This is a genomic window from Rhodococcus sp. 1R11 (assembly GCF_004563845.1).
Classification (GTDB): Bacteria; Actinomycetota; Actinomycetes; order Mycobacteriales; family Mycobacteriaceae; genus Rhodococcoides.
In genome coordinates this window covers 137,371-156,279 of record NZ_SPNG01000005.1, presented here as the reverse complement: position 1 = coordinate 156,279, position 18,909 = coordinate 137,371, and the positions used below count along the sequence as shown (strand labels likewise).

The following is an 18,909-nucleotide window of genomic DNA, read 5'->3' as shown; positions in this document are numbered from 1 at the left end:
CCTCGGCACACAACGGCAGCGAGCTACCAGATGCATTCCGTCAACATCTCTTGACGATGAGCCAACTGAAGTTTACGTAGCTTGGGCGATGCGAGCACGAACGACGGATCCCGTAGCACGAGTACTGCGAACCGCCACATCCCCGACCTCAGCCTGCAACAACGAACCTCGCCTCACCCGGAATCTTCAACCCCACTGCATCCCCGACCCGCACCGCAGATCCCGCCCCCAACTCCACCTTCACAACTGTCGACCCCACGGTCACATCGGCAATGCTGCGAAATCCAGTAGGCCGCAGACTCGAAACAACCCCACGAATCCCGTTGTCATTCACAGTAATCAGCTCATGTCGCAACAGCAACACGGCCGGCCCGGCCGGCAGAGAAACCCCCTCGACCTCCAATTCCCCGAGATCGGAGCGATGCACCTTAACCCCATCCCACCGACCCTCGATTTCGTTGACACCACCCATCAACCGCGACACTGCGAGCGTGCTCGGTCGCGTGTAGGCAGTCGCGATATCGGAGTGATGCTCGAGTCGACCGTCGATGAGCACCGCCACAGAATCGGCCAGCACCGCCGCTTCCTGCTGATCGTGGGTGACCAGAAGCAGGGTCTGATCCAACGTCGAGCGCAATTCGCGAACCAGGTCGTGCATCTCTGTGCGCAACACGGGGTCCAGCGCACTGAACGGCTCGTCCAACAACAACACTCGCGGGGATCCGGCGAGCGAACGCGCCAACGCCACCCGTTGCGCTTGCCCACCCGACACCTCGGAGACCGCTCGGCCCCCGATGGCACCGAGATGGACCAGGTCGAGATACTCCCGGGCACGTTCGCGCGACCGCTTACGACTCTCCCCGGCAGCGCGGTACGCGAAGCCGATGTTGTCGAGTACCGACATGTGCGGGAACAACATCGGACGTTGAAACACCATCCCGACGCCGCGGTTCTCGGCCTCAACGCCGTTCACCTCGCGACCATCGATGCGCACCGTGCCGGCGGTGGGTGAATCCAATCCCGCGATGAGCCGCAGTGCAGTGCTCTTGCCCGAACCCGACGGCCCGAGAATCGCCGTGCAGGATCCCGGCGACACGGTGAGATCCAGTGAGTCGAGTGCCGCAACCGACTGACCGGCATGGACTTTCGTGAGTCCGTGAACGGCCAGTTCGACGCTCATCGCGCACTCCTACGACGTAGCCGAGCGAGCATGAGCACCAACAACAACGGCGGCACCACGGCAGCTACCGACAGTGCAGCCACCACCGAATCGTTACCGGTCCCGGCAGCGAAGGAGGCGACGAGGATGGGCACGGTGACCAGTCTGCCTCCACCGATCAACAGCGTGATCACGTAGTCGCTCCACGCCACGAGGAACGCCAGCAGTGCCGCACCCGCCAGCGCCGGAGCCAACAGGGGAATGCGAATCCGTCGCAGCACCATGGCGCTCGACGCACCGAGCGTCCGAGCTTCTTCCTCGTAGCCGATGTCGTACGCGCCGAATGCCACTCGCATCAAATACGTCGTGTACGGGATGGCCGCAACGGTCAGCAACGCGATCACCGCCACCGTGCTCGGAATGCGCGAGCGCAGCACCAGAACATCGAGTCCCAATGCCACGGCGAACGGGGGCAGGGCCAGCGGAGCGAAGAGAACCCCGGCCACGAAAGCGGGGAAACGCACTGAACCGTTCACGAGTGCGCGAGCGGCTAACGCGCCCAATGGCGTTGCGATGACTGCGACGGCGAGAGCGAGCAGGGTAGACCGCGCAAAAGCATCGACGCCCCCGGCATCGAGGGCGCTGCGGACGCCGTCGAATCCCCATCCCTGGGGAACCGATCCGGGAAACGACCAGCGATTGCTGATGGCCCACAAGACAACCGGAATCAGCGGCAACAGGAACCACAGGACCAGAACGGACCTGCCGACAGCGGGAAGAATCCTGTTCACTTCCACCCTGTTCATTTCCACGCTGCCGATCTGCGCAGATAGTGCAGCGCCACCGCGGCTACGGCCACCGTCAGAGCGGTGGCGATCGTCGCGGCAGCAGCTGCCTGCGGACGCGTCTGAAGATCGATCGAGGTGAACAGTCGAATGGCCATCACCGACAACGGCTCCGGATACGGGCGACCCAGAATGCGGGCTACCTCGTACGAGCCGACCGTGTAGGCGAACGCGATGGCCGCGGATGCGATCAGCGAGGGCCGAGCCAAAGGCAGTGTCACCAACCTAAGCCGAGCCCACCGGCCGGCACCCAAGGTCGCGGCCGTCTCGTCGAATGCGGCTACTCGGGTGGCGAGAGTCCCGGCCACAACGACGGCCACGAAAGCCGATTCTTTCCAGGCATATTCGGCGACGACGGCGACCCACCACTTCCCACCGACCAACTCCGGCCAGCCGCCGTCGGTCATGCCGAGAATGCGGGGCAGCATGCCCGAATCCGCCAACAGCAATGCTATCGCGGCTGCCCCGATCAGGTGCGGCACCGTGACCGTCAACCCGGCAGCAACCAACGCGGCGCGTCCACCCGACAAGGCCGTCAGCGCCGCCGCGAGCCCGATCACCGTGGCCAAGGCGGTCGACACGATGGCGATCGACAGTGTCAGCACCACCGAGCGCCACAGGTCGTCGCCCAGCGCGGAGTACGCGTCGACCGATAGTTCGGGGGTTCCGACCAACGGCATCAGACCCAGGCTCTGCAGCACTACGGTTCCGAGACCGCCGCCGACGACGAGAACAACCAAGACGACGGCGGGGAGGACCGCCGCTGTGCCGCGAAAGCTCTTCGTGGACGCGCTCACTGACCGGCGAGCACGCTTCGACGCCAACCCTCGTCGACCGGCGAGACCCAGTCGGCTGACAGTTCTGAATGCGCGTTGGCCGACAGCTCTTCGTAGGACGGCAGAACCGTCGAACTCGGCAACGCCTCGAACCTGGCGCGGGCGTCATCGGGCAATCGGTCGATATCGAGCACGGTGAACTGGCCCCACACATCCGGCGTCGCCTTCGCGAGTTGTTGCTCGGGCGACAACGCGAGATTGGCAACCACCTGCGCCGCGGCCGACTTCCCCGACGTCGACGGAATGGCAAGGAAACTCGCATTCCCGACGGTTCCCTCGTCGAGGGTCAGGACGCGGGTCTCCGGAGGGAAGGTGCCGTCGGCGACGAGTTTCGGGAGGGTCGCCGGGCCGTACGTCATCGTCATGTCCACCTGGCCACCGGCGTAGAGGGCGTCGAGCTCTGAGGAAGACTGCGGATACGTCGTTCCCTCGCGCCACAGTGACGGGGCGAGCTCGTTCAATCGATCGAACAGTGCCGGGGCGAGTCGGTCGTAGGAGTCCTGATCGAACTGAGCGGGGACCTCGTCGACGCCTCCGGATACATTGGTCAACGCTTCACGCACGAACACCGAGCCGGTGAAGTCCGGGGGAGCGGGGTAGGTGAAGCGGCCCGGGTTCGCGCGAGCCCAGTCGAGCACGCCGTCGAATGTCGTCGGCGGATCGGGGATGGCTGCCGCGTTGTAGACCAGGGTGAATTGAGCTTTGTGCCAGGGTGATTCGCAGTTCTCGACCGGAGTGCCGAAGTCGTCGCGCAACAGCGGATCCTCGGGATCGGTCAGTTCCATGTTCGGCAGATTCTGCGTCCACCCACACAGCCACGCCCCGGCCTGCTTACCGGTGCCGAAGTTCGCGCCGTTGACCCACACCAGATCCACTTCGCCGTCGGTGACCCCGGCCTGTCGCTCGGAGAGGATGCGGTTGACTGCGTCGGTCGTCGATTCGACCGGCACGCGGCGCAGCGTGACACCTTCCTCGGCCGCCGCCGGCGTGAGCACGTCGTCGACATAGGCGTTGCCCTGCTCGTCGCCGCCGTACATCCACAGCGAGACCGTCTGTCCTTGCGCCTGCTCCTGGATCTCGCTCCAGGACAAGTCTTCGGCGCGCGGAGCCTCCGATGATGGTGCCGCGCATGCGGTGAGCAGTAGCCCTGCGCTCGCCGCAATCGTCACTGCGCACCGTACTGAACGAATCACCGTGGGTCCTCCAGATCAACCGACGCAGCCGTCGTCGACGCTGCCCTCACCACCGTAATCGGTCGAATGAGACAACCGCTGAACACGCGGGCACACCGGTCGTGTGCACAATGGATCCTGACCGCCGGACGAGAGGCACCACCGTGACGCAGGACCGCCCGACGCGTAGTCGCCGCGGCACCACCCTCAAATTGCTCGCGGCTGCCGTGGTCGTCATCGCTCTGGTGATCGTGCTCGGCACCGTCGACCTACCCGACCCGTCGTTCATCCGTGATCGAGTGTCGTCGGCCGGGCCCTGGGGCATCGCGCTGTTCGTCGTGCTCTATGCCGTCCTGTCGGCCACTCCGTTTCCCGCCAGCACGTTGACCATCGCGTCGGGACTGCTGTTCGGATTGGCAGTGGGCGCAACCGTCGTGGTGTTCGCCGCCACGATGGGGGCGTATCTCGGGTACTGGGGAGCGCGGGCGCTGGGCCGCGGCCAGGTGGCCCGCACCGAATGGGACAGGCTCCGCCGGCTCGACGCCATGCTCGGACGACGGGGACTGCTGTCGGTACTGCTCGTGCGACTGGTGCCGCTGCCGTTCTCCCTGGTCAACTACGCGGCCGGAGTCAGTGCCGTGGGGCAACGTGACTACGTGGTGGGCACCATGATCGGTATCGTGCCCGCGACCGTCGCGTACACCGCGCTCGGTGCCTACGGGACCTCGCCGCTCTCATGGCCGTTCGCCATTGCATTGCTCGCGGTCCTGGCGATCGCGGCCGGCTCGGCGCTGTTGGCGCGGCGTCTGGGACTCACCGGAGCTGCCGAATGATCGACAGCTTTCTGCGCCGACACCTCGAGGGCCCACTCGATCACTGTGCCCGCGCACTCGATCGCCCCGCGATCACACCCGACCGGATGACCGCTGCCGGACTCGTTCTGGGCCTCGGTAGTGCACTGGCCGCCGGCCTGCAGTTCTGGCTGCTCGCGTTGGTGTTGTGGATCGTCTCCCGCATCGCCGACGGCCTGGACGGGCCTCTCGCGCGTAGGCGTTCCACTACGGGCGGTGCCGGCGGATTCTTCGACATCACCGCCGATTTCGTGGTCTACGGAACGACGGTGGTGGGCGTTGCGGTGGGTGCCTCGGCCGGATACGACGCCCCGTGGTGGCCGTTCCTGCTGGTGCTGTTGGCGTACTACATCAACGGGACCGCGTTTCTTGCGTTCTCCTCCATTGCCGAGCGCACCGGTCGCACCATCGACGACGGCCGCTCGCTGTCGTTCCTCGGGGGCCTGGCCGAGGGTGCCGAAACGATTGCGGTGCACAGTCTCTGGCTGCTGCTACCCGGCATCTCGTGGCAGATCGCCGTGGTCTGGGCGGCGGTGGTCGCGGTGAGCTCCACCCAACGGATTATCGCCGGGTATCGCGCTCTTTCCTGACAATCCATGTGCCGCGCACCTTCGCCAGTGCGGCCGTTGCTCGGGAAATCACCGGAGAACCCAACTGTGCCTTCACGTCTGCGATCGCGGCGTTCCACGGACCGTCGTTGTACGTCGGATACGGGTGCGTGGCCCCGGCGAGATCGCGGGTACGCAGACCCTGCTCGACGGCGATGATCAGCTCCCCGATCGTTTCGCCCGCGCGCGGTCCCACCACGCAGGCTCCGACGATGCGTCGCTTGGCGTCGAGCACCAGCGTCGTCGATCCGTTCGTCGCTCTCTCGGTGACGGCACGATCGACGTGATGGTGATCGAGTGTCTGCAGCCGCAAACCACGCTGCCTTGCGGTTCGCACATCGATTCCGGCCGAGGCGATCTCGGGATCGGTGAACGTCACCCGCGGCGTCCCCGTCGTACTCACTGTTCGGTTCAGGCCGAGTGCAGCATTGCTCGCGGCCAGACTGCCGTGCACACCGGCAGTGTGCGTGAACTGTGGATGACCGGTGAGATCTCCCGCCGCCCAGATGCGGGGATTGGTGGTCCGCAGATGCTCGTCGATCTGCACGAATCCGTTGCCGTCCAATTCCACACCGGCCGAGTCCAAGCCGAGAGACGCGGTCCGCGGAGTCCGTCCGGTCGCGACGAGTACCCGATCGAAGTCGATCTCGACGCCCGTGTCGGTGGTGGCCGAGCCGTCGTCGATGCGTACGACGGCGGTGGAGGTCAGCATGCGTACGCCCTCGTCGGTCAGGGCCTGCGTCAGTATCGACGAGGCCTCAGGGTGCTCGCGGGGAAGGATCGTCGCTGACCGTCCGACAAGGGTGACGTCGGATCCGAGACGCGAGAATGCTTGCGCCATCTCGCAACCCACCGATCCGGCTCCGACGATGAGCAGCCGCTCGGGCAGGGTCGCCAGATGCCATAGAGTGTCGCTGGTCAGGTAGTCCACGTGCTCGAGGCCGTCAATGTCCGGCACCGTGGGATGCGCGCCGGTGGTCACGATGGCCTGCCCGAACTGCAGTCTTCGCGTACCGACCATCACCGTGTTCGGACCGGTGAACACGGCGTCACCGCTGATGACGTCGACCCCGGCCGCAGTGAGTGCCTCCGGTGAATCGATCGGCGCGATCTCGGCGATCGACCCGTGCACGTGCTGCATCACGCGTGCAAAATCCACGCGCGGTGGCTCGGTGTCGATGCCGAACCGGGACGCGGATCGAACCGTCTCAGCCACCGAGGCCGCCGCGAGCAGGGCCTTCGACGGCACACACCCGGTCCAAAGGCAGTCACCGCCGGTGCGGTCACGTTCGACCAACACGACGCGAACGCCGAAGCCGGCCGCGGTCTTTGCTGCCACGATGCCGGCGGTACCGCCGCCCACCACGACCACGTCGGCGCGGCTGTCGGGCACACTCGAAGACGAACGACGGATTCCCATACCTCCCACTATGCCCGCGCCTTGGAGAGACCCGAGATGAGACGACCGACCAAGTACACCTTCTCGGCGCGCCTGTACGACGTGATCTCCTTCGAATGGCCGGTGTATCGCGCGGGACGGGACGCGGCGTTCGAGTTACTGAATCTGCCTGCGGGAAGCCATGTTCTGGACCTCGGCTGCGGGACGGGGCTGAACTTCGCCGGGTTGCAGCGGATGATCGGCCCGACCGGCTGGATCACCGGAATCGACGCCAGCCCGCAGATGCTCGAACAGGCCCGACTTCGAGCTGCCCGCGCGGGGTGGATGAATGTCACATTGATCCCCGCCGACGCCACCGCCCTGACGTCCGCCGATCTGGGGGAGCAGGCCCCGTTCGATGCGGCACTGAGTACCTACGCCCTATCGCTGATGACGCCGTGGCAGGCGGCGCTCGAATCGATGATCTCGGCTACGCGGGTGGGCGGCGTCGTGGCCGTCGTCGACATGCAGCGGCCCGTCGGACGAGCCGCTGCGTGGACGCCGCTCGCGAAGCTTGCGTGTCGGCTGGGAGGGGCGGACATCGAGGCTCATCCGTGGACGGCGATGACGCCACTGCTGCGGGATCTTTCGGTCCGCGCTGTCCGCGGAGGCCATATCCAGATTCGCGTCGGGACTGTCAACTCTGGCTCGGCAGAGCCGAGTTCATGAACGGTGGCGTCGAACGGCTCGTCGTCGTGCGAGGTCTGCCTCGTCGAACGGCGATCGAGTCAATTAGTGCGGCCATACCACCAGCGTCCGCGCATCGGGTGCATCGTCACCCGGATATCCGATCGAGCCACTCGGCCAACAACTGCCGCTCCGAATTACTCAGTACGTCGATGTCGGAAATCGATGCTCGCAAGGCAATCGCTGCACCGTGCGCAGAGCTTTCGGGATACCGAGGTGTGTCGACGACGATGTGGCGCATGACGGCATCGAACAGCTCGTCGGCGAGTCCGACGTCTCGGCGATCGTGCTGTGTGCCGAGGATGGTCAGGACAGCACCCGTACCCGCGGCATGAATGAGCTCCACCGCGCGCTGCTCGGTGACCCGAAGTCGGCCGGCGCGGGCTATCCGGCGAATCCGTGCCGCGAGAACGGCTTCTCCTTCCCGGACCGCGGGAGAATCGGGCACTCGAGCAGGGTCGCTGAGCAGAGCGAACAAGGTTGGGTTGGCGATCCCGAACTCGATCTGTGCGCGCCATCCGGTTCTCAGATCCTCCACGGGGTCACCGTTCTCGGCGAGCTCATTGTCTGCGATCTCGGACTTGGTGGACACATAGGTGGCCATGACATATTCGGCCACGGCGTCGAGCAGACCATTCTTATCCCCGAACAATCGGTAGATGGCCGGTGCCTGAACCCCGGCCGACTCGGCGACGCCGCGAGTGGTCACCGCCCCCGGGCCGTTTTCCTGCAGAAGCCGAGCTGCGGCATCGACGATTCGTCGACGTGTGCTGTCTCTGGTGCTCGTCGACGAATCCTTCACGTATCGACGATAACGCACTGTTGCTATCGTTGTGTTTCCGGTGTTAGCATTTTTCTAATTCCATTGATAACAGGAGGTCGTCATGATCGTCATCACCGGAGCTACCGGGGCGTTGAACGGTGCCACCGTCGACCATCTACTCGAACTCGTTCACCCCTCGGAGATCGCCGTCGCGGTTCGCGATGTGGCTCGGGCGCAGCGCTTTGCGGATCGTGGCGTGCAGGTGCGTCGAGGCGATTATGACGATTCGGACTCGCTGACGACGGCGTTCGACGGGGCAGACCAGGTGTTGCTCGTCTCGTCCAGCGATCCCGGGGCCGACGCGACAGCGTTGCATCGCAACGCGATCGACGCGGCGGTCGCCGCCGGTGCCGGACGCATTCTCTATACGAGTCACCAGGGTGCGGGGCTCGACAGTCCGTTCAAGCCTGCGCGCGATCATGCTGCGACCGAGCAGATGTTGGCCGACAGTGGTGTGGCGTGGACGTCGTTACGCAACGGCTTCTACGCACACAGCCTCGATTTCGTCATGGGCGATTGGCGCGAGACCGGCGTTGTATCCATACCCGTGGACGGCCCTGTTTCGTGGACCGACAGAGCGGATTCGGCGGAAGCTGCCGCCGCGATACTCACGTCGGATGGCGCATACGAGGGCCCCACGGTGTTGACGGCCCGCGATGCCCCGACAATGACCGAGGTAGCGGCCATCGCGTCGAAAGTCGTGGGTCGAGAGATCGAGGTATCGATCGTGGGTGAGGAGCAGTGGGTCGCCGATCGCGTGGCTGCAGGTGCGAACGAGTTCATGGCTCGCTTCACCCTTGGCATCTTTCTCGCCGCCCACGACGGCCGATTCGCCGGTACCGACCCGCTGTTGGGCGAACTGCTCGGTCGCGAACCACGAACTACGCGTGACTTTCTCGTGTCGAGTGAATGCGCGACGTGATATAGCCGTGCCCGCCGCCGTTGCCTTCAGTTTATCGCTGAGTTGGGGGCTTGCGGCAAGACCCCATCGGCGGTGCACACTCTTCCGGCTACCGACACGGAGGAATTTCTATGGCAGACATGGCCGACACACCGGAGCGATTTCGCGTGCACGAGTCCGGTGCCTACTTTCATGGCACGAAGGCCGATCTGAAGGCCGGCGATTACTTGTCTCCCGGCTATCGCTCGAATTACCGTCCCGAGCACATCTCGAACTACATCTACATGACCAAGGTGCTGGACGGTGCTGTGCTAGCGGCCGAGATGGCCGTCGGCGAGGGGCGTCCTCGGGTCTACATCGTGCAGCCGACCGGCGGCGTCGAGGACGATCCGAATGTGACGGACAAGAAGTTCCCCGGCAATCCGACTCATTCTTACCGCAGCGCGGAACCGGTACGCATCGTCGAAGAGACGTCCGAGTGGGTCGGGCATTCGCCCGAATATCTGAGCCGGTTTCGTGAAGGTCTGGAGAAGTTGCGACAGACGGGAACTGCGGTTCTCTACGACTAGCCGGTGAGTTTTCGCGCAGACCCAGGTCCACACAGCATGACGACACACACGGTTTCCGTTCCCGGTGCAACCCTGACGTACGACGTGATCGGCGAACTCGAGACCGGGGTCACTCCCTTGGTGCTCATCGGCTCACCGATGGATGCGAGCGGGTTCGGGACGTTGGCATCGCACTTCCGCGACCGAGTGGTCGTCACGTACGACCCGAGAAATGTGGGACGCAGTCGACGAGACGACACGACCGCCGCGGTCACCTTCGGCGAACATGCCGACGACCTGCATGCAGTGCTCACCGCCGTCGGCCACGGGCCTGTCGATGTGTTCGCCTCGAGCGGGGGTGCGGTCAATACGCTGGTGCTCGTCAGCAAGTACCCATCCGATGTTCGGACCTTGGTGGCCCACGAACCACCCGCCGGAGGCACCCTGCCGGACGGCGAGAACATCGCGACCGTGTGCGCAAACATGGTGGCCGCATACGACGCTCACGGCCGCGGCCAGGCCATGGCCCAGTTCATGGCGTTGCTCATGCACGCAGGACCCATCGACAACACGTTCTTCGATCGCCCGGCACCGGACCCGGCGCAGTTCGGCCTCTCGGCCGAGGACGACGGAACCCGCGACGACGCCCTGATGTCCAACATGCGCGGCGGCGGAGTCGATTTCGAACCCGACGTCGACGCGGTGCGTGCTGCTCCCACCACGGTCGTGATCGGAGTCGGCGAGGAATCCGGCGGTCCCGAGGACGGTCATATCGCCGCTCGCGCAGCGTATTCCACTGCGGCGCTCCTCGGATCGGAGCCGATCGTCTTTCCCGGCGGCCACTCGGGCTTCCTCGGCGGCGAATTCGGTCAGACGGGAAAGCCGACCGAATTTGCCGAGACACTACGGAAAGTATTGAACTGAAAGAGCTTCCGTCCTACAGAACCAGGAGCAATCATGGGCCTCATCACGTTGGAACTGTTCGCCACCCTCGACCTCGTCGCGCAATCACCCGGAAGCCCGGAGGAAGACCCCGAGAACTTCCCCTACGGTGGCTGGCAAGCTCCTCTGCTCGACCAGGGTTCGGGGGCACAGGTCGCCGCCGCATACGAAGGCACGGATGCACTCCTGCTCGGGCGGCGTACCTACGACATCTTCGCCGCGTACTGGCCGCACCAACACGATTCGTTCGCAACGTTGTTCAACACCATCCCGAAATACGTGGCCTCGCGCGGCACACCCTATCTGCGGTGGGACGGTTCGACTCAACTCGGACCGGACTTCGCCGGGGCGGTGCGTGAGATCCGAGATCGACACGACAACATCAAGGTGGTCGGAAGCCTCGGTCTGGTGCAGACCCTGTTGCGCGAGAAGCTCTTCGATCGACTCGATCTGTGGGTGCACCCCATCCTTCTCGGAGTCGGAAAGAAGGTCTTCGCCGACGGCACCGTGCCCAGCAACCTGACTTTGCTCGAGCCACCGGCCGTCGGCGGGAAGGGCACCGTCTACCTGCGGTACGGCCTCGGCGCCGGAACCCCGGACGTCGGCAACATGGACGACGTACTGGGCGACTAGCTCGGAGGGCAATTCACTTCTTCTGGCGTCGGCTCCCTCCGTGCCAATCCTGTTGTACGCCAACCTCGTCCTCCGTCACCCCGAGTGCCTTCAACTGGGGGAGCTCACGCATGCTGCGCTTCATCTCGGCAAATCCAGGGAATCGCGCGAGACCGATCACGTTGTCCCACAGCGCTACTGCCTCCTCGTCGCTGGGGAGCCGGCTAATCACGGGACCGAAGAACGCGACACCGTCCGGCGGCTCGAAGGCGATGATGGGAGTTCCGACGTCCTTTCCGGTCAGCGACAGTGCATGATCGGTTTCGGCTCGGATCTCGTCGTCGATCGTCGAATCATTCAGTGCCGCAGTGTGATGGGTGGGCAGTCCGACTTCCTCGAGGATCGGCCGCAGGAATGCCGCGGTGCCGCGATGTCCGTGGCTCGCAGCGTCGTCGGGCACCGCCGCGGTGTCGGAGATGTGCGTTCCGAGGGCCTGATACAGCGGCCCGACAGCGTCCGACCCATGCTCACGACGAACAGAGGCAGCGGCCCGTAGCAGTCGTAGACCCGCGGTGTGGCCGGCTTCGTACTCGGGTGGGAAATGGGCGTCGTAGTCGATATGGGAGTTGAGCAGGCGCAGTGAGATGAACCGCCAGTCGACGGTGTAGTCACGTTGGGCCTGAACCTTGCGAACCCATTTGCTGGTCATCCACGCGAACGGGCATACCGGATCGAAATAGAAATCGATATCGGACATCAGGGGACTCTCCTAGTGGGGCGTAGTTTCCGTGCGTTCATTTCTCACCCAGCAGAGCCGAGCGTTGTTCGGTGACCACCGCGCGAATCGCGTCGATCACCGCGGACACTTCTGGTCGTCTGAGAGTTTCGGTGCGGGTGACGAGCCAGTAGGTCAGGGTCACCGCGATGGCGTCGGGCAGGATTCGTTGCAGGTCGGGGTGTCGGTCGGCCATGAAACACGGCAACAATCCGATGCCCGCCGAGGCTCGTGTGGCCTCGACATGGACGAATACGTTGGTCGACGTCACCGATTCGCGCATCGTCGGAGTGAAGTTGGGGGCCAGATCCAGATCGTCGACGTGCAGCATCGAGTCGATGAAATAGATGAACGGATGGGCGGCGAGATCGGCCGGCACCTGCGGCGTGCCGTGCTCGCTGACGTAGGTCTGCGACGCGTACAGACCCAACACGTAATCGCCGAGCCGGATGGCCTCCGCGCGATGCACCTGCGGTTGTCCGACGACGATCTCGATGTCCAATCCGGACCGTTGCCTAGACGCACGTCTGGTGGTGGCGACGATCTCCACCGACACCAGCGGGTGGGTGCGTTGCACGCGAGCAGCCGCAGGAGCTGCGATGTAAGCACTGAAACCGTCCGTGGCCGAGATGCGTACGACGCCTTTCAGCGCACCTGCGTCGCTCGAGACCAGCGTCTGCAGCGCATTTTCGACGGCCTCGGCAGCGGCGAGTGCGCCGTGCCCCAGTTGGGTCAGTTCCCAACCTCCGCCGGCGCGGGTGAGCACCCGTCCGCCGAGGGTGTCCTCGAGTGCGGCGATGCGTCGGGAGATGGTCGTGTGGTTGATGCCGAGGTCGTCGGCAGCGGAGCTGTAGCGACCGGTCCGACTGACGGCGAGCAGGACCAGCAGGTCGTCGGCACTGGGAACCTTCCCGTCACCGCGTGTCATGTGTGCAGTTTTGCAGATCGAACCTGCGTCCATGCCTCTTGCGTAGAAAAACATCTGCACCAATACTCAGACCAACCCCGCTACATGTGTGGTCTGTCACAAACACGAGCACGCAGTGCCGAGCAACACAGGAGAAGCTATGAGCGTCGACCGACCGCTGGCAGAAAGGTCCGAGCCGGACCCCGATGCCACCCCCACCGGCCTGAAGAAGGTCGTCGGAGCATCGATGGCCGGCACCATCGTCGAGTGGTACGAGTTCTTTCTCTACGGAACCGCCGCCACACTGGTGTTCAGCAAGATCTTCTTCGCGGCCGGAACCAGTGAGCTCGACGCCATCCTCGCGGCCTTCGTCACCTACGCCGTCGGCTTCGTCGCACGACCCCTGGGCGGCATCGTCTTCGGACACTACGGCGACAAGTACGGCAGAAAGAAGCTGCTGCAGTTCAGCCTCGTCCTCGTCGGCGGAGCCACGTTCCTCATGGGCTGCCTACCGACATTCGAGGCCATCGGCTACTGGGCCCCGGCGCTGTTGGTCACCCTGCGATTCATTCAGGGCTTCGCCGTCGGCGGCGAATGGGGCGGCGCGGTTCTCCTTGTCGCAGAACACAGCCCGAACAAGAGCCGCGGATTCTGGGCCAGCTGGCCGCAGGCAGGTGTGCCCGCCGGTAACCTCCTCGCCACCGTCGCACTGCTCGTCCTGACGACAACTCTGTCCGACGAAGCATTCCTCAGCTGGGGCTGGCGCGTCGCGTTCTGGCTCTCTGCCGTCATCGTTTTCGTCGGCTACTACATCCGTACCAAGGTCTCCGACGCCCCGATCTTCCTCGAGGCACACAAGCAGGCCGAGGTCATCAAGGCCGCGTCGTACGGCGTCTTCGAGGTCGTGAAGCGTTACCCGCGTGGCGTATTCACCGCGATGGGCCTGCGCTTCGGTGAGAACGTCATGTACTACCTCGTCGTCACGTTCTCCATCACGTACCTCAAGGTGGAGGTCGGCACCGACACCTCCACGATCCTGTGGTGGATGCTCATCGCCCACGCGGTCCACTTCTGCACAATCCCGTTGGTGGGCAAGCTCGCCGACCGCATCGGTCGCCGTCCGGTCTACTTCGCCGGTGCCCTCACCGCGGCAACATGGGGCTTCTTCGCCTTCCCGATGATGAACAGCGGCCACAACGTCGTCATCCTGCTGGCCATCATCATCGGCCTGATGTTCCACGCCTTCATGTACGCCACGCAGCCGGCCATCATGGCCGAGATGTTCCCGACGCGGATGCGGTATTCCGGTGTGTCCCTGGGTTATCAGGTCACCTCGATCGTCGCCGGCTCGCTGGCCCCGATCATCGCGGTGAAGCTGCTCGACATCTACGGCTCGTCCGTCCCGATCGCGGTGTACCTGGCCGTGGCCTGCACGATCACCGTGGTCGCCGTCATCGTAGCCAGGGAGACAAAGGGATTGGCGCTCGAAAGCATCGACATCGCCGACGCCAAGAACCTGGCCACCGAGGCCGAACTGGCCAAGGCCGGCCTGCTCGATCAGACTGTGAAGCGGTGACCGACCTGACCGGACGCTCCGCCCTCGTCACCGGGGGAGCGTCCGGCATCGGGGCCGCGTGCGCGCGTGAGCTCGCCGGCCGCGGTGCCCGCGTCACCATCGCCGATGTGAACGACGTTGCCGCAAAGGAATTGGCAGCCGAGCTCGAAGGCGAGGTGTGGTCGGTCGATCTGCTCGACACCGCAGCACTGGACGACCTTCGGTTGGACGTCGACATCCTGGTCAACAATGCCGGCATCCAAACCGTCGCACCGATCGTCGACTTCGACCCCGGCGCGTTCCGTCGAATACAGACTCTGATGGTCGAGGCCCCGTTTCTGTTGATTCGTGCGGCGCTGCCTGGGATGTATGCCCGCCGGTTCGGCCGGGTCATCAATCTGTCGTCGGTGCACGGACTGCGGGCCTCGGAATTCAAGGTCGCTTACGTCACCGCCAAACACGCACTCGAAGGACTGTCGAAAGTGACGGCCCTCGAAGGTGCCGCGCATGGCGTGACGAGCAACTGCGTCAACCCGGGATACGTCCGCACACCGCTGGTCGAAAAACAGATCGCCGATCAGGCCAAGGCGCACGACATCCCCGAAGACGAAGTACTCGAGAAAGTACTGCTGACCGAGGCGGCCATCAAGAGACTCGTCGAACCCGCCGAAGTCGCCTCACTGGTGGGGTGGTTGAGCTCCGAACATGCGGGCATGGTGACCGGGGCGTCGTACACCATGGATGGTGGTTGGTCGGCTCGTTAGGTTCGGTGCCGCCCGTCTGCTGCGCCCCCACTTTGGGATCAATGTGGGTTTCAGTCGCTCAGATTGCAACAAAGTCGCATTCATCCGGATCGGGTCGCCGCACCCCACCGAATGAATGCGGCTTTGTTGCACTCAGACGGACTCGAACGCCCATTGATCCGGAGACGGGTGGGCGCGAACCGGAGCGGGCGATTGGGCCGGCGGGCGAATGGCAACATCAATGAGCAGCAAGAAGCCCCCGTGACAGGTCACGGGGGCTTCTCTGGCGGAGGATAGGGGATTTGAACCCCTGAGGGCGTTAACCCAACCCGCGTTCCAGGCGAGCGCCATAGGCCACTAGGCGAATCCTCCGTGGGGGAGCTTACCCGGTTACCCCCATCATCTCCCAAATCGGGAGGCGCGAAGGGTGGTGATGCGTTGCTCGACGGGAGGCGGCTACACTTCCTAACGGATCCCGCGCGGCGCGCATCCTGTGAACTCCCCCAGGGCCGGAAGGCAGCAAGGGTCAATGGGCTCTGCCGGGTGCGCGGGGTCCCCTTTATTTCAGTGACGTAGACACTGTCCAGGGAACCCAGTCACCGAGAGGCCGCTCCGCATGCCAGCGCAAACCCAGTTGGGTCTGATGAACCATGAGGAGCTCGCCTCCGAGCACGAGCGGCAGAGCGCGAAGTACACGCAGCTCAAGGCCGAGAATCTGAAGCTGGATCTCACCCGCGGCAAGCCGTCGCCCGAGCAGCTCGATCTCGCTGCCGATCTGTTGACCCTCCCCGGCGCGGACTACAAGGACGGCAACGGCACCGATTGCCGCAACTACGGTGGCCTTGCGGGTCTGCCGGAACTGCGTGCCATTTTCGGCGAGTTGCTCGGCATCCCGGTGAAGAACTTGTTGGCCGGCAACAATGCGAGCCTCGAAATAATGCAGGACCTCGTGGTCTGGGCTCTGCTGCACGGTCTGTCGGATTCGCCGCGTCCCTGGTCGGCGGAGCCGAACGTTCGCTTCCTGTGCCCGGCCCCCGGCTACGACCGTCACTTCGCGATCACCGAGAGCTTCGGCATCGAGATGATTCCGGTGCCGATGGGTCCCGACGGACCGGACGTGCACGAGATCGCCAACTTGGTGGCGTCGGATCCGCAGATCAAGGGCATGTGGGTGGTGCCGAACTACGCAAACCCCACCGGAGCCGTCTACTCGGAGGAAGTCGTTCGCGCGCTGGCCACCATGCCCACTGCTGCGCCTGATTTCCGCCTGTTCTGGGACAACGCCTACGCGGTGCATCCGTTGACCGACGAGTTCGCGCCGTCCTACGACGTCATCGGCATGGCGGCCGAGGCAGGCTTCCCCAACCGTGCGTTCGTGTTCGCGTCGACGTCGAAGGTCACCTTCGCCGGTGCGGGCGTCAGCTTCTTCGGCAGTTCCGAGGAGAACCTCGCCTGGTATCAGAAGCACCTCGGTAAGAAGAGCATCGGCCCGGACAAGCTCAATCAGCTGCGGCACCTGCGGTTCTTCGGTGACGCAGAGGGGGTGCGGGCTCATATGGCCAAGCATCGCGAGATTCTGAAGCCCAAGTTCGCGCTGGTGCAGCAGATCCTCGAGGATCGGCTCGGCGCGTCGAAGATCGCGTCGTGGACCGAGCCGAAGGGCGGCTACTTCATCAGTCTCGACGTGCTCGAAGGCACGGCTGCGCGGTCGATCGCGCTGGCCAAGGACGCCGGAATCGCTCTGACGGCCGCCGGCTCGGCCTTCCCGTACGGAAAAGATCCGGAAGACAAGAACATTCGCCTCGCCCCGAGCTTCCCGTCGCTCGGTGAGCTGGAGAAGTCGATGGACGGCGTCGCGACCTGCGTTCTGCTGGCCGCGACGGAGAAGCTGCTCGAAGGCTAGTGGTGTGGTTATGTGCCTCAGGGGGCGCATAACCACACCACTGCGCGTAGCGCACTAATGCCCGACGACGACCGCACCCTCGGGAGCGGAGGGCAACGGCCCCTTCTTCAGGAGCGTGGCCGAGAGCACCGCGCCCAGTAGGAAGATGCCCGACGCCCACCAGAAGGTGGTCGTGTAGCTCGCGATTTCGGCGTTGGCCTGCAGCAGAGCCGCATCGGTTGCCGTCGCCATGTTGGAGCTGACATAGCTGGTCGCGGCGTTGGCTGCCACGGTGCTCAGCAGTGCGGTACCGATCGAGCCGCCCACCTGCTGCATCGTGTTCACCGTTGCTGACGCGACGCCGGAGTCGTCCGGAGCGACGCCCGAGATTGCGCCCTGCATGGCCGGTGCCATGGTGGCACCGAGTCCGAGACCCATGATGATCAGGCCGGGCAGGATGTGCGTGACGTAGCTACTGTCCAGATCGATCTGGGTGAGCAGTCCCATTCCGATCGACGCGACGACCAGGCCGGTCGTCATGAGGATCCGCGGTCCGAACCGGGGGAGGATCAGTGCCGTCGACAGTGTCGCGGTGAGGATCAGCGACGCGATCATCGGCATGAACGCGAACCCGGTGGTGATCGGGGTGTACTTCAGCGTGCTCTGCAGGTAGTAGGTCAGGAACAGGAACACCGCGAACATGCCTGCGCCGGTGACGAACACCGCGAGGAAGGATCCGGCCCGGGTGCGGTCCAGAACGATACGCAGCGGCAGCAGAGGGTGTTCGACGCGATTCTGGATGGTCACGAAGACGGCAAGAAGAACGACACCTGCCGCAAGGAAGCCGAGGGTGACGGGGTTGCTCCAGCCGTCGGACTCGGCGTGGGCGAAGCCGTAAACGATCGAGAACAGCGCAGCGGAGACGGCGATCGTTCCGGGGATGTCGAGCTTGGGTCGGACGTCGACCTTGTGCTTGGCCAGGAACAGGAAGGCCCCGACGAAGGCGAGCGCAGCGAAGATCAGGTTGACGTACAGGCTCCAGCGCCAGTTGGCCCACTCGGTGAGCATGCCGCCGAGTAGTAGACCCAGTGCGCCGCCGCCGCCGGCGATGGCACCGAAGATGCCGAATGCCTTGGCGCGTTCCTTGGTGTCGGTGAACGTGGTGGCCAGCAGCGACAGAGCCGCGGGTGCCAGCAGTGCACCGAAGACGCCCTGACCGGCGCGGGCCGCGACGAGCATGCCGAAGTTGACGGCCGCGCCGCCCACTGCCGACATCAGCGCGAAGCCGACGAGGCCGATGAGGAAGGTATTACGTCGACCGAAGAGGTCGCTCAGGCGTCCACCGAGGAGCAACAGGCTGCCGAACGCGAGTGCGTAGGCGGTGACGACCCAGGAGCGGTCGGCGTTGTCGAAGCCCAGATCGAGCTGGGCGGCGGGAAGTGCGATGTTCACGATGGTCGCGTCGAGCACGACCATGAGCTGGGCCAGTCCGAGAGTGGCGAGAATCAACCAGCGATTCCGGTGCGCACGCTCGTCCGCCGGCGTCGTGGTCGACGTTGCGCCGTCCACGTTCTCCGATGAAAGGGTGGTCATGGTGTCCTCGGTTCGACTATGCGGAGGTGTAT

At 64.6% G+C, this 18,909-nt stretch carries 19 protein-coding genes, 1 tRNA gene and 1 other RNA gene; 11 read left to right on the top strand and 10 right to left on the bottom strand.

The window, feature by feature from the left end:
• Positions 1-148 precede the first annotated feature (148 nt).
• The 4 genes from E4P29_RS10775 to E4P29_RS10760 are packed head-to-tail and all read right to left on the bottom strand — an operon-like array spanning position 149 to position 4,033.
• Positions 149-1,180, bottom strand: coding sequence for an ABC transporter ATP-binding protein (locus E4P29_RS10775; protein ID WP_135044505.1), 1,032 nt, complete (start codon positions 1,178-1,180; stop codon positions 149-151).
• A complete protein-coding gene (locus E4P29_RS10770) occupies positions 1,177-1,950 on the bottom strand; it encodes an ABC transporter permease subunit (RefSeq protein WP_245154261.1) in 774 nt (257 codons plus the stop codon). Before E4P29_RS10770 ends, E4P29_RS10775 begins: the two co-directional genes overlap by 4 nt.
• 11 nt (positions 1,951-1,961) lie before the next feature.
• Complete coding sequence (locus tag E4P29_RS10765) at positions 1,962-2,801, bottom strand: ABC transporter permease subunit (RefSeq protein ID WP_135044501.1); 840 nt, start codon at positions 2,799-2,801, stop codon at positions 1,962-1,964.
• Positions 2,798-4,033: an ABC transporter substrate-binding protein gene (locus E4P29_RS10760; RefSeq protein WP_080735772.1), complete on the bottom strand. Its 1,236-nt coding sequence runs from the start codon at positions 4,031-4,033 to the stop codon at positions 2,798-2,800. The genes E4P29_RS10765 and E4P29_RS10760 overlap by 4 nt, the downstream gene beginning before the upstream one ends.
• Before the next feature lie 143 nt (positions 4,034-4,176).
• On the opposite strand from E4P29_RS10760, the gene E4P29_RS10755 reads away from it, so the two are divergent.
• Positions 4,177-4,845, top strand: coding sequence for a VTT domain-containing protein (locus E4P29_RS10755; protein ID WP_245154260.1), 669 nt, complete (start codon positions 4,177-4,179; stop codon positions 4,843-4,845).
• Positions 4,842-5,453 (top strand): CDP-alcohol phosphatidyltransferase family protein, encoded by a 612-nt coding sequence (locus E4P29_RS10750; protein WP_135044499.1) that lies wholly within the window; start codon positions 4,842-4,844, stop codon positions 5,451-5,453. The genes E4P29_RS10755 and E4P29_RS10750 overlap by 4 nt, the downstream gene beginning before the upstream one ends.
• Here the strand turns inward: E4P29_RS10750 and E4P29_RS10745 are convergent.
• Positions 5,425-6,864 carry an FAD-dependent oxidoreductase gene (locus E4P29_RS10745; RefSeq protein ID WP_245154259.1) on the bottom strand — a complete coding sequence of 480 codons (1,440 nt, stop codon included), beginning with the start codon at positions 6,862-6,864 and terminating at the stop codon, positions 5,425-5,427. The two genes, E4P29_RS10750 and E4P29_RS10745, sit on opposite strands and share 29 nt — an antisense overlap.
• A gap of 63 nt (positions 6,865-6,927) precedes the next feature.
• Here E4P29_RS10745 and E4P29_RS10740 point away from each other — a divergent pair, with 63 nt between their 5' ends.
• Positions 6,928-7,578 (top strand): methyltransferase domain-containing protein, encoded by a 651-nt coding sequence (locus E4P29_RS10740; protein WP_135044495.1) that lies wholly within the window; start codon positions 6,928-6,930, stop codon positions 7,576-7,578.
• Positions 7,579-7,684: 106 nt separating this feature from the next.
• Here E4P29_RS10740 and E4P29_RS10735 read toward each other — a convergent pair whose 3' ends face one another.
• On the bottom strand, positions 7,685-8,398 hold the full coding sequence (locus E4P29_RS10735) for a TetR/AcrR family transcriptional regulator (protein ID WP_209205369.1): 714 nt from the start codon (positions 8,396-8,398) through the stop codon (positions 7,685-7,687).
• A gap of 82 nt (positions 8,399-8,480) precedes the next feature.
• Between E4P29_RS10735 and E4P29_RS10730 the strand changes: the two genes are divergently transcribed.
• From E4P29_RS10730 to E4P29_RS10715, 4 genes are all read left to right on the top strand, one after another.
• A complete protein-coding gene (locus E4P29_RS10730) occupies positions 8,481-9,341 on the top strand; it encodes an NmrA family NAD(P)-binding protein (protein ID WP_135044491.1) in 861 nt (286 codons plus the stop codon).
• Between the two features lie 119 nt (positions 9,342-9,460).
• Positions 9,461-9,889: an NAD(+)--rifampin ADP-ribosyltransferase gene (gene arr / locus E4P29_RS10725; RefSeq protein WP_135044916.1), complete on the top strand. Its 429-nt coding sequence runs from the start codon at positions 9,461-9,463 to the stop codon at positions 9,887-9,889.
• Positions 9,890-9,925: 36 nt separating this feature from the next.
• On the top strand, positions 9,926-10,792 hold the full coding sequence (locus E4P29_RS10720) for an alpha/beta hydrolase (RefSeq protein ID WP_135044489.1): 867 nt from the start codon (positions 9,926-9,928) through the stop codon (positions 10,790-10,792).
• Between the two features lie 33 nt (positions 10,793-10,825).
• The gene (locus E4P29_RS10715; protein WP_135044487.1) at positions 10,826-11,443 is read left to right on the top strand and encodes a dihydrofolate reductase family protein; all 618 of its coding nucleotides are present in this window, start codon (positions 10,826-10,828) and stop codon (positions 11,441-11,443) included.
• Between the two features lie 13 nt (positions 11,444-11,456).
• On the opposite strand, the gene E4P29_RS10710 is transcribed toward E4P29_RS10715, so the two are convergent.
• Positions 11,457-12,179, bottom strand: a complete 723-nt coding sequence (locus tag E4P29_RS10710; RefSeq protein WP_135044485.1) for a hypothetical protein — start codon at positions 12,177-12,179, stop codon at positions 11,457-11,459.
• A gap of 37 nt (positions 12,180-12,216) precedes the next feature.
• Entirely contained in the window at positions 12,217-13,125 is a 909-nt protein-coding gene (locus tag E4P29_RS10705) for a LysR family transcriptional regulator (protein ID WP_135044483.1), read from the bottom strand.
• Positions 13,126-13,264: 139 nt separating this feature from the next.
• Here E4P29_RS10705 and E4P29_RS10700 point away from each other — a divergent pair, with 139 nt between their 5' ends.
• Complete coding sequence (locus E4P29_RS10700) at positions 13,265-14,680, top strand: MFS transporter (protein ID WP_135044481.1); 1,416 nt, start codon at positions 13,265-13,267, stop codon at positions 14,678-14,680.
• Positions 14,677-15,423 (top strand): 3-hydroxybutyrate dehydrogenase, encoded by a 747-nt coding sequence (locus E4P29_RS10695; protein ID WP_135044479.1) that lies wholly within the window; start codon positions 14,677-14,679, stop codon positions 15,421-15,423. The genes E4P29_RS10700 and E4P29_RS10695 overlap by 4 nt, the downstream gene beginning before the upstream one ends.
• A gap of 263 nt (positions 15,424-15,686) precedes the next feature.
• On the opposite strand, the gene E4P29_RS10690 is transcribed toward E4P29_RS10695, so the two are convergent.
• A tRNA-Ser gene (locus tag E4P29_RS10690) sits at positions 15,687-15,774 on the bottom strand.
• A gap of 95 nt (positions 15,775-15,869) precedes the next feature.
• Between E4P29_RS10690 and ffs the strand changes: the two genes are divergently transcribed.
• Both ffs and E4P29_RS10680 read left to right on the top strand, forming a co-directional pair.
• Positions 15,870-15,964: signal recognition particle sRNA small type (gene ffs, locus E4P29_RS10685), an RNA gene on the top strand.
• Positions 15,965-16,018: 54 nt separating this feature from the next.
• Positions 16,019-17,305, top strand: coding sequence for an aminotransferase class I/II-fold pyridoxal phosphate-dependent enzyme (locus tag E4P29_RS10680; protein WP_135044477.1), 1,287 nt, complete (start codon positions 16,019-16,021; stop codon positions 17,303-17,305).
• Between the two features lie 54 nt (positions 17,306-17,359).
• Here the strand turns inward: E4P29_RS10680 and E4P29_RS10675 are convergent, their stop codons facing one another.
• The gene (locus E4P29_RS10675; protein WP_032364593.1) at positions 17,360-18,877 is read right to left on the bottom strand and encodes a DHA2 family efflux MFS transporter permease subunit; all 1,518 of its coding nucleotides are present in this window, start codon (positions 18,875-18,877) and stop codon (positions 17,360-17,362) included.
• Positions 18,878-18,909: the final 32 nt, after the last annotated feature.

What these genes read in the sequence shown, in the direction of transcription:
- E4P29_RS10775 (WP_135044505.1), bottom strand. Translation starts at nt 1,180, where the DNA reads ATGAGCGTCGAACTGGCCGTTCACGGACTCACGAAAGTCCATGCCGGT.
- E4P29_RS10750 (WP_135044499.1), top strand. Translation starts at nt 4,842, where the DNA reads ATGATCGACAGCTTTCTGCGCCGACACCTCGAGGGCCCACTCGATCAC.
- E4P29_RS10740 (WP_135044495.1), top strand. Translation starts at nt 6,928, where the DNA reads ATGAGACGACCGACCAAGTACACCTTCTCGGCGCGCCTGTACGACGTG.
- E4P29_RS10730 (WP_135044491.1), top strand. Translation starts at nt 8,481, where the DNA reads ATGATCGTCATCACCGGAGCTACCGGGGCGTTGAACGGTGCCACCGTC.
- arr (WP_135044916.1), top strand. Translation starts at nt 9,461, where the DNA reads ATGGCCGACACACCGGAGCGATTTCGCGTGCACGAGTCCGGTGCCTAC.
- E4P29_RS10720 (WP_135044489.1), top strand. Translation starts at nt 9,926, where the DNA reads ATGACGACACACACGGTTTCCGTTCCCGGTGCAACCCTGACGTACGAC.
- E4P29_RS10715 (WP_135044487.1), top strand. Translation starts at nt 10,826, where the DNA reads ATGGGCCTCATCACGTTGGAACTGTTCGCCACCCTCGACCTCGTCGCG.
- E4P29_RS10710 (WP_135044485.1), bottom strand. Translation starts at nt 12,179, where the DNA reads ATGTCCGATATCGATTTCTATTTCGATCCGGTATGCCCGTTCGCGTGG.
- E4P29_RS10705 (WP_135044483.1), bottom strand. Translation starts at nt 13,125, where the DNA reads ATGACACGCGGTGACGGGAAGGTTCCCAGTGCCGACGACCTGCTGGTC.
- E4P29_RS10700 (WP_135044481.1), top strand. Translation starts at nt 13,265, where the DNA reads ATGAGCGTCGACCGACCGCTGGCAGAAAGGTCCGAGCCGGACCCCGAT.
- E4P29_RS10680 (WP_135044477.1), top strand. Translation starts at nt 16,019, where the DNA reads ATGCCAGCGCAAACCCAGTTGGGTCTGATGAACCATGAGGAGCTCGCC.
- E4P29_RS10675 (WP_032364593.1), bottom strand. Translation starts at nt 18,877, where the DNA reads ATGACCACCCTTTCATCGGAGAACGTGGACGGCGCAACGTCGACCACG.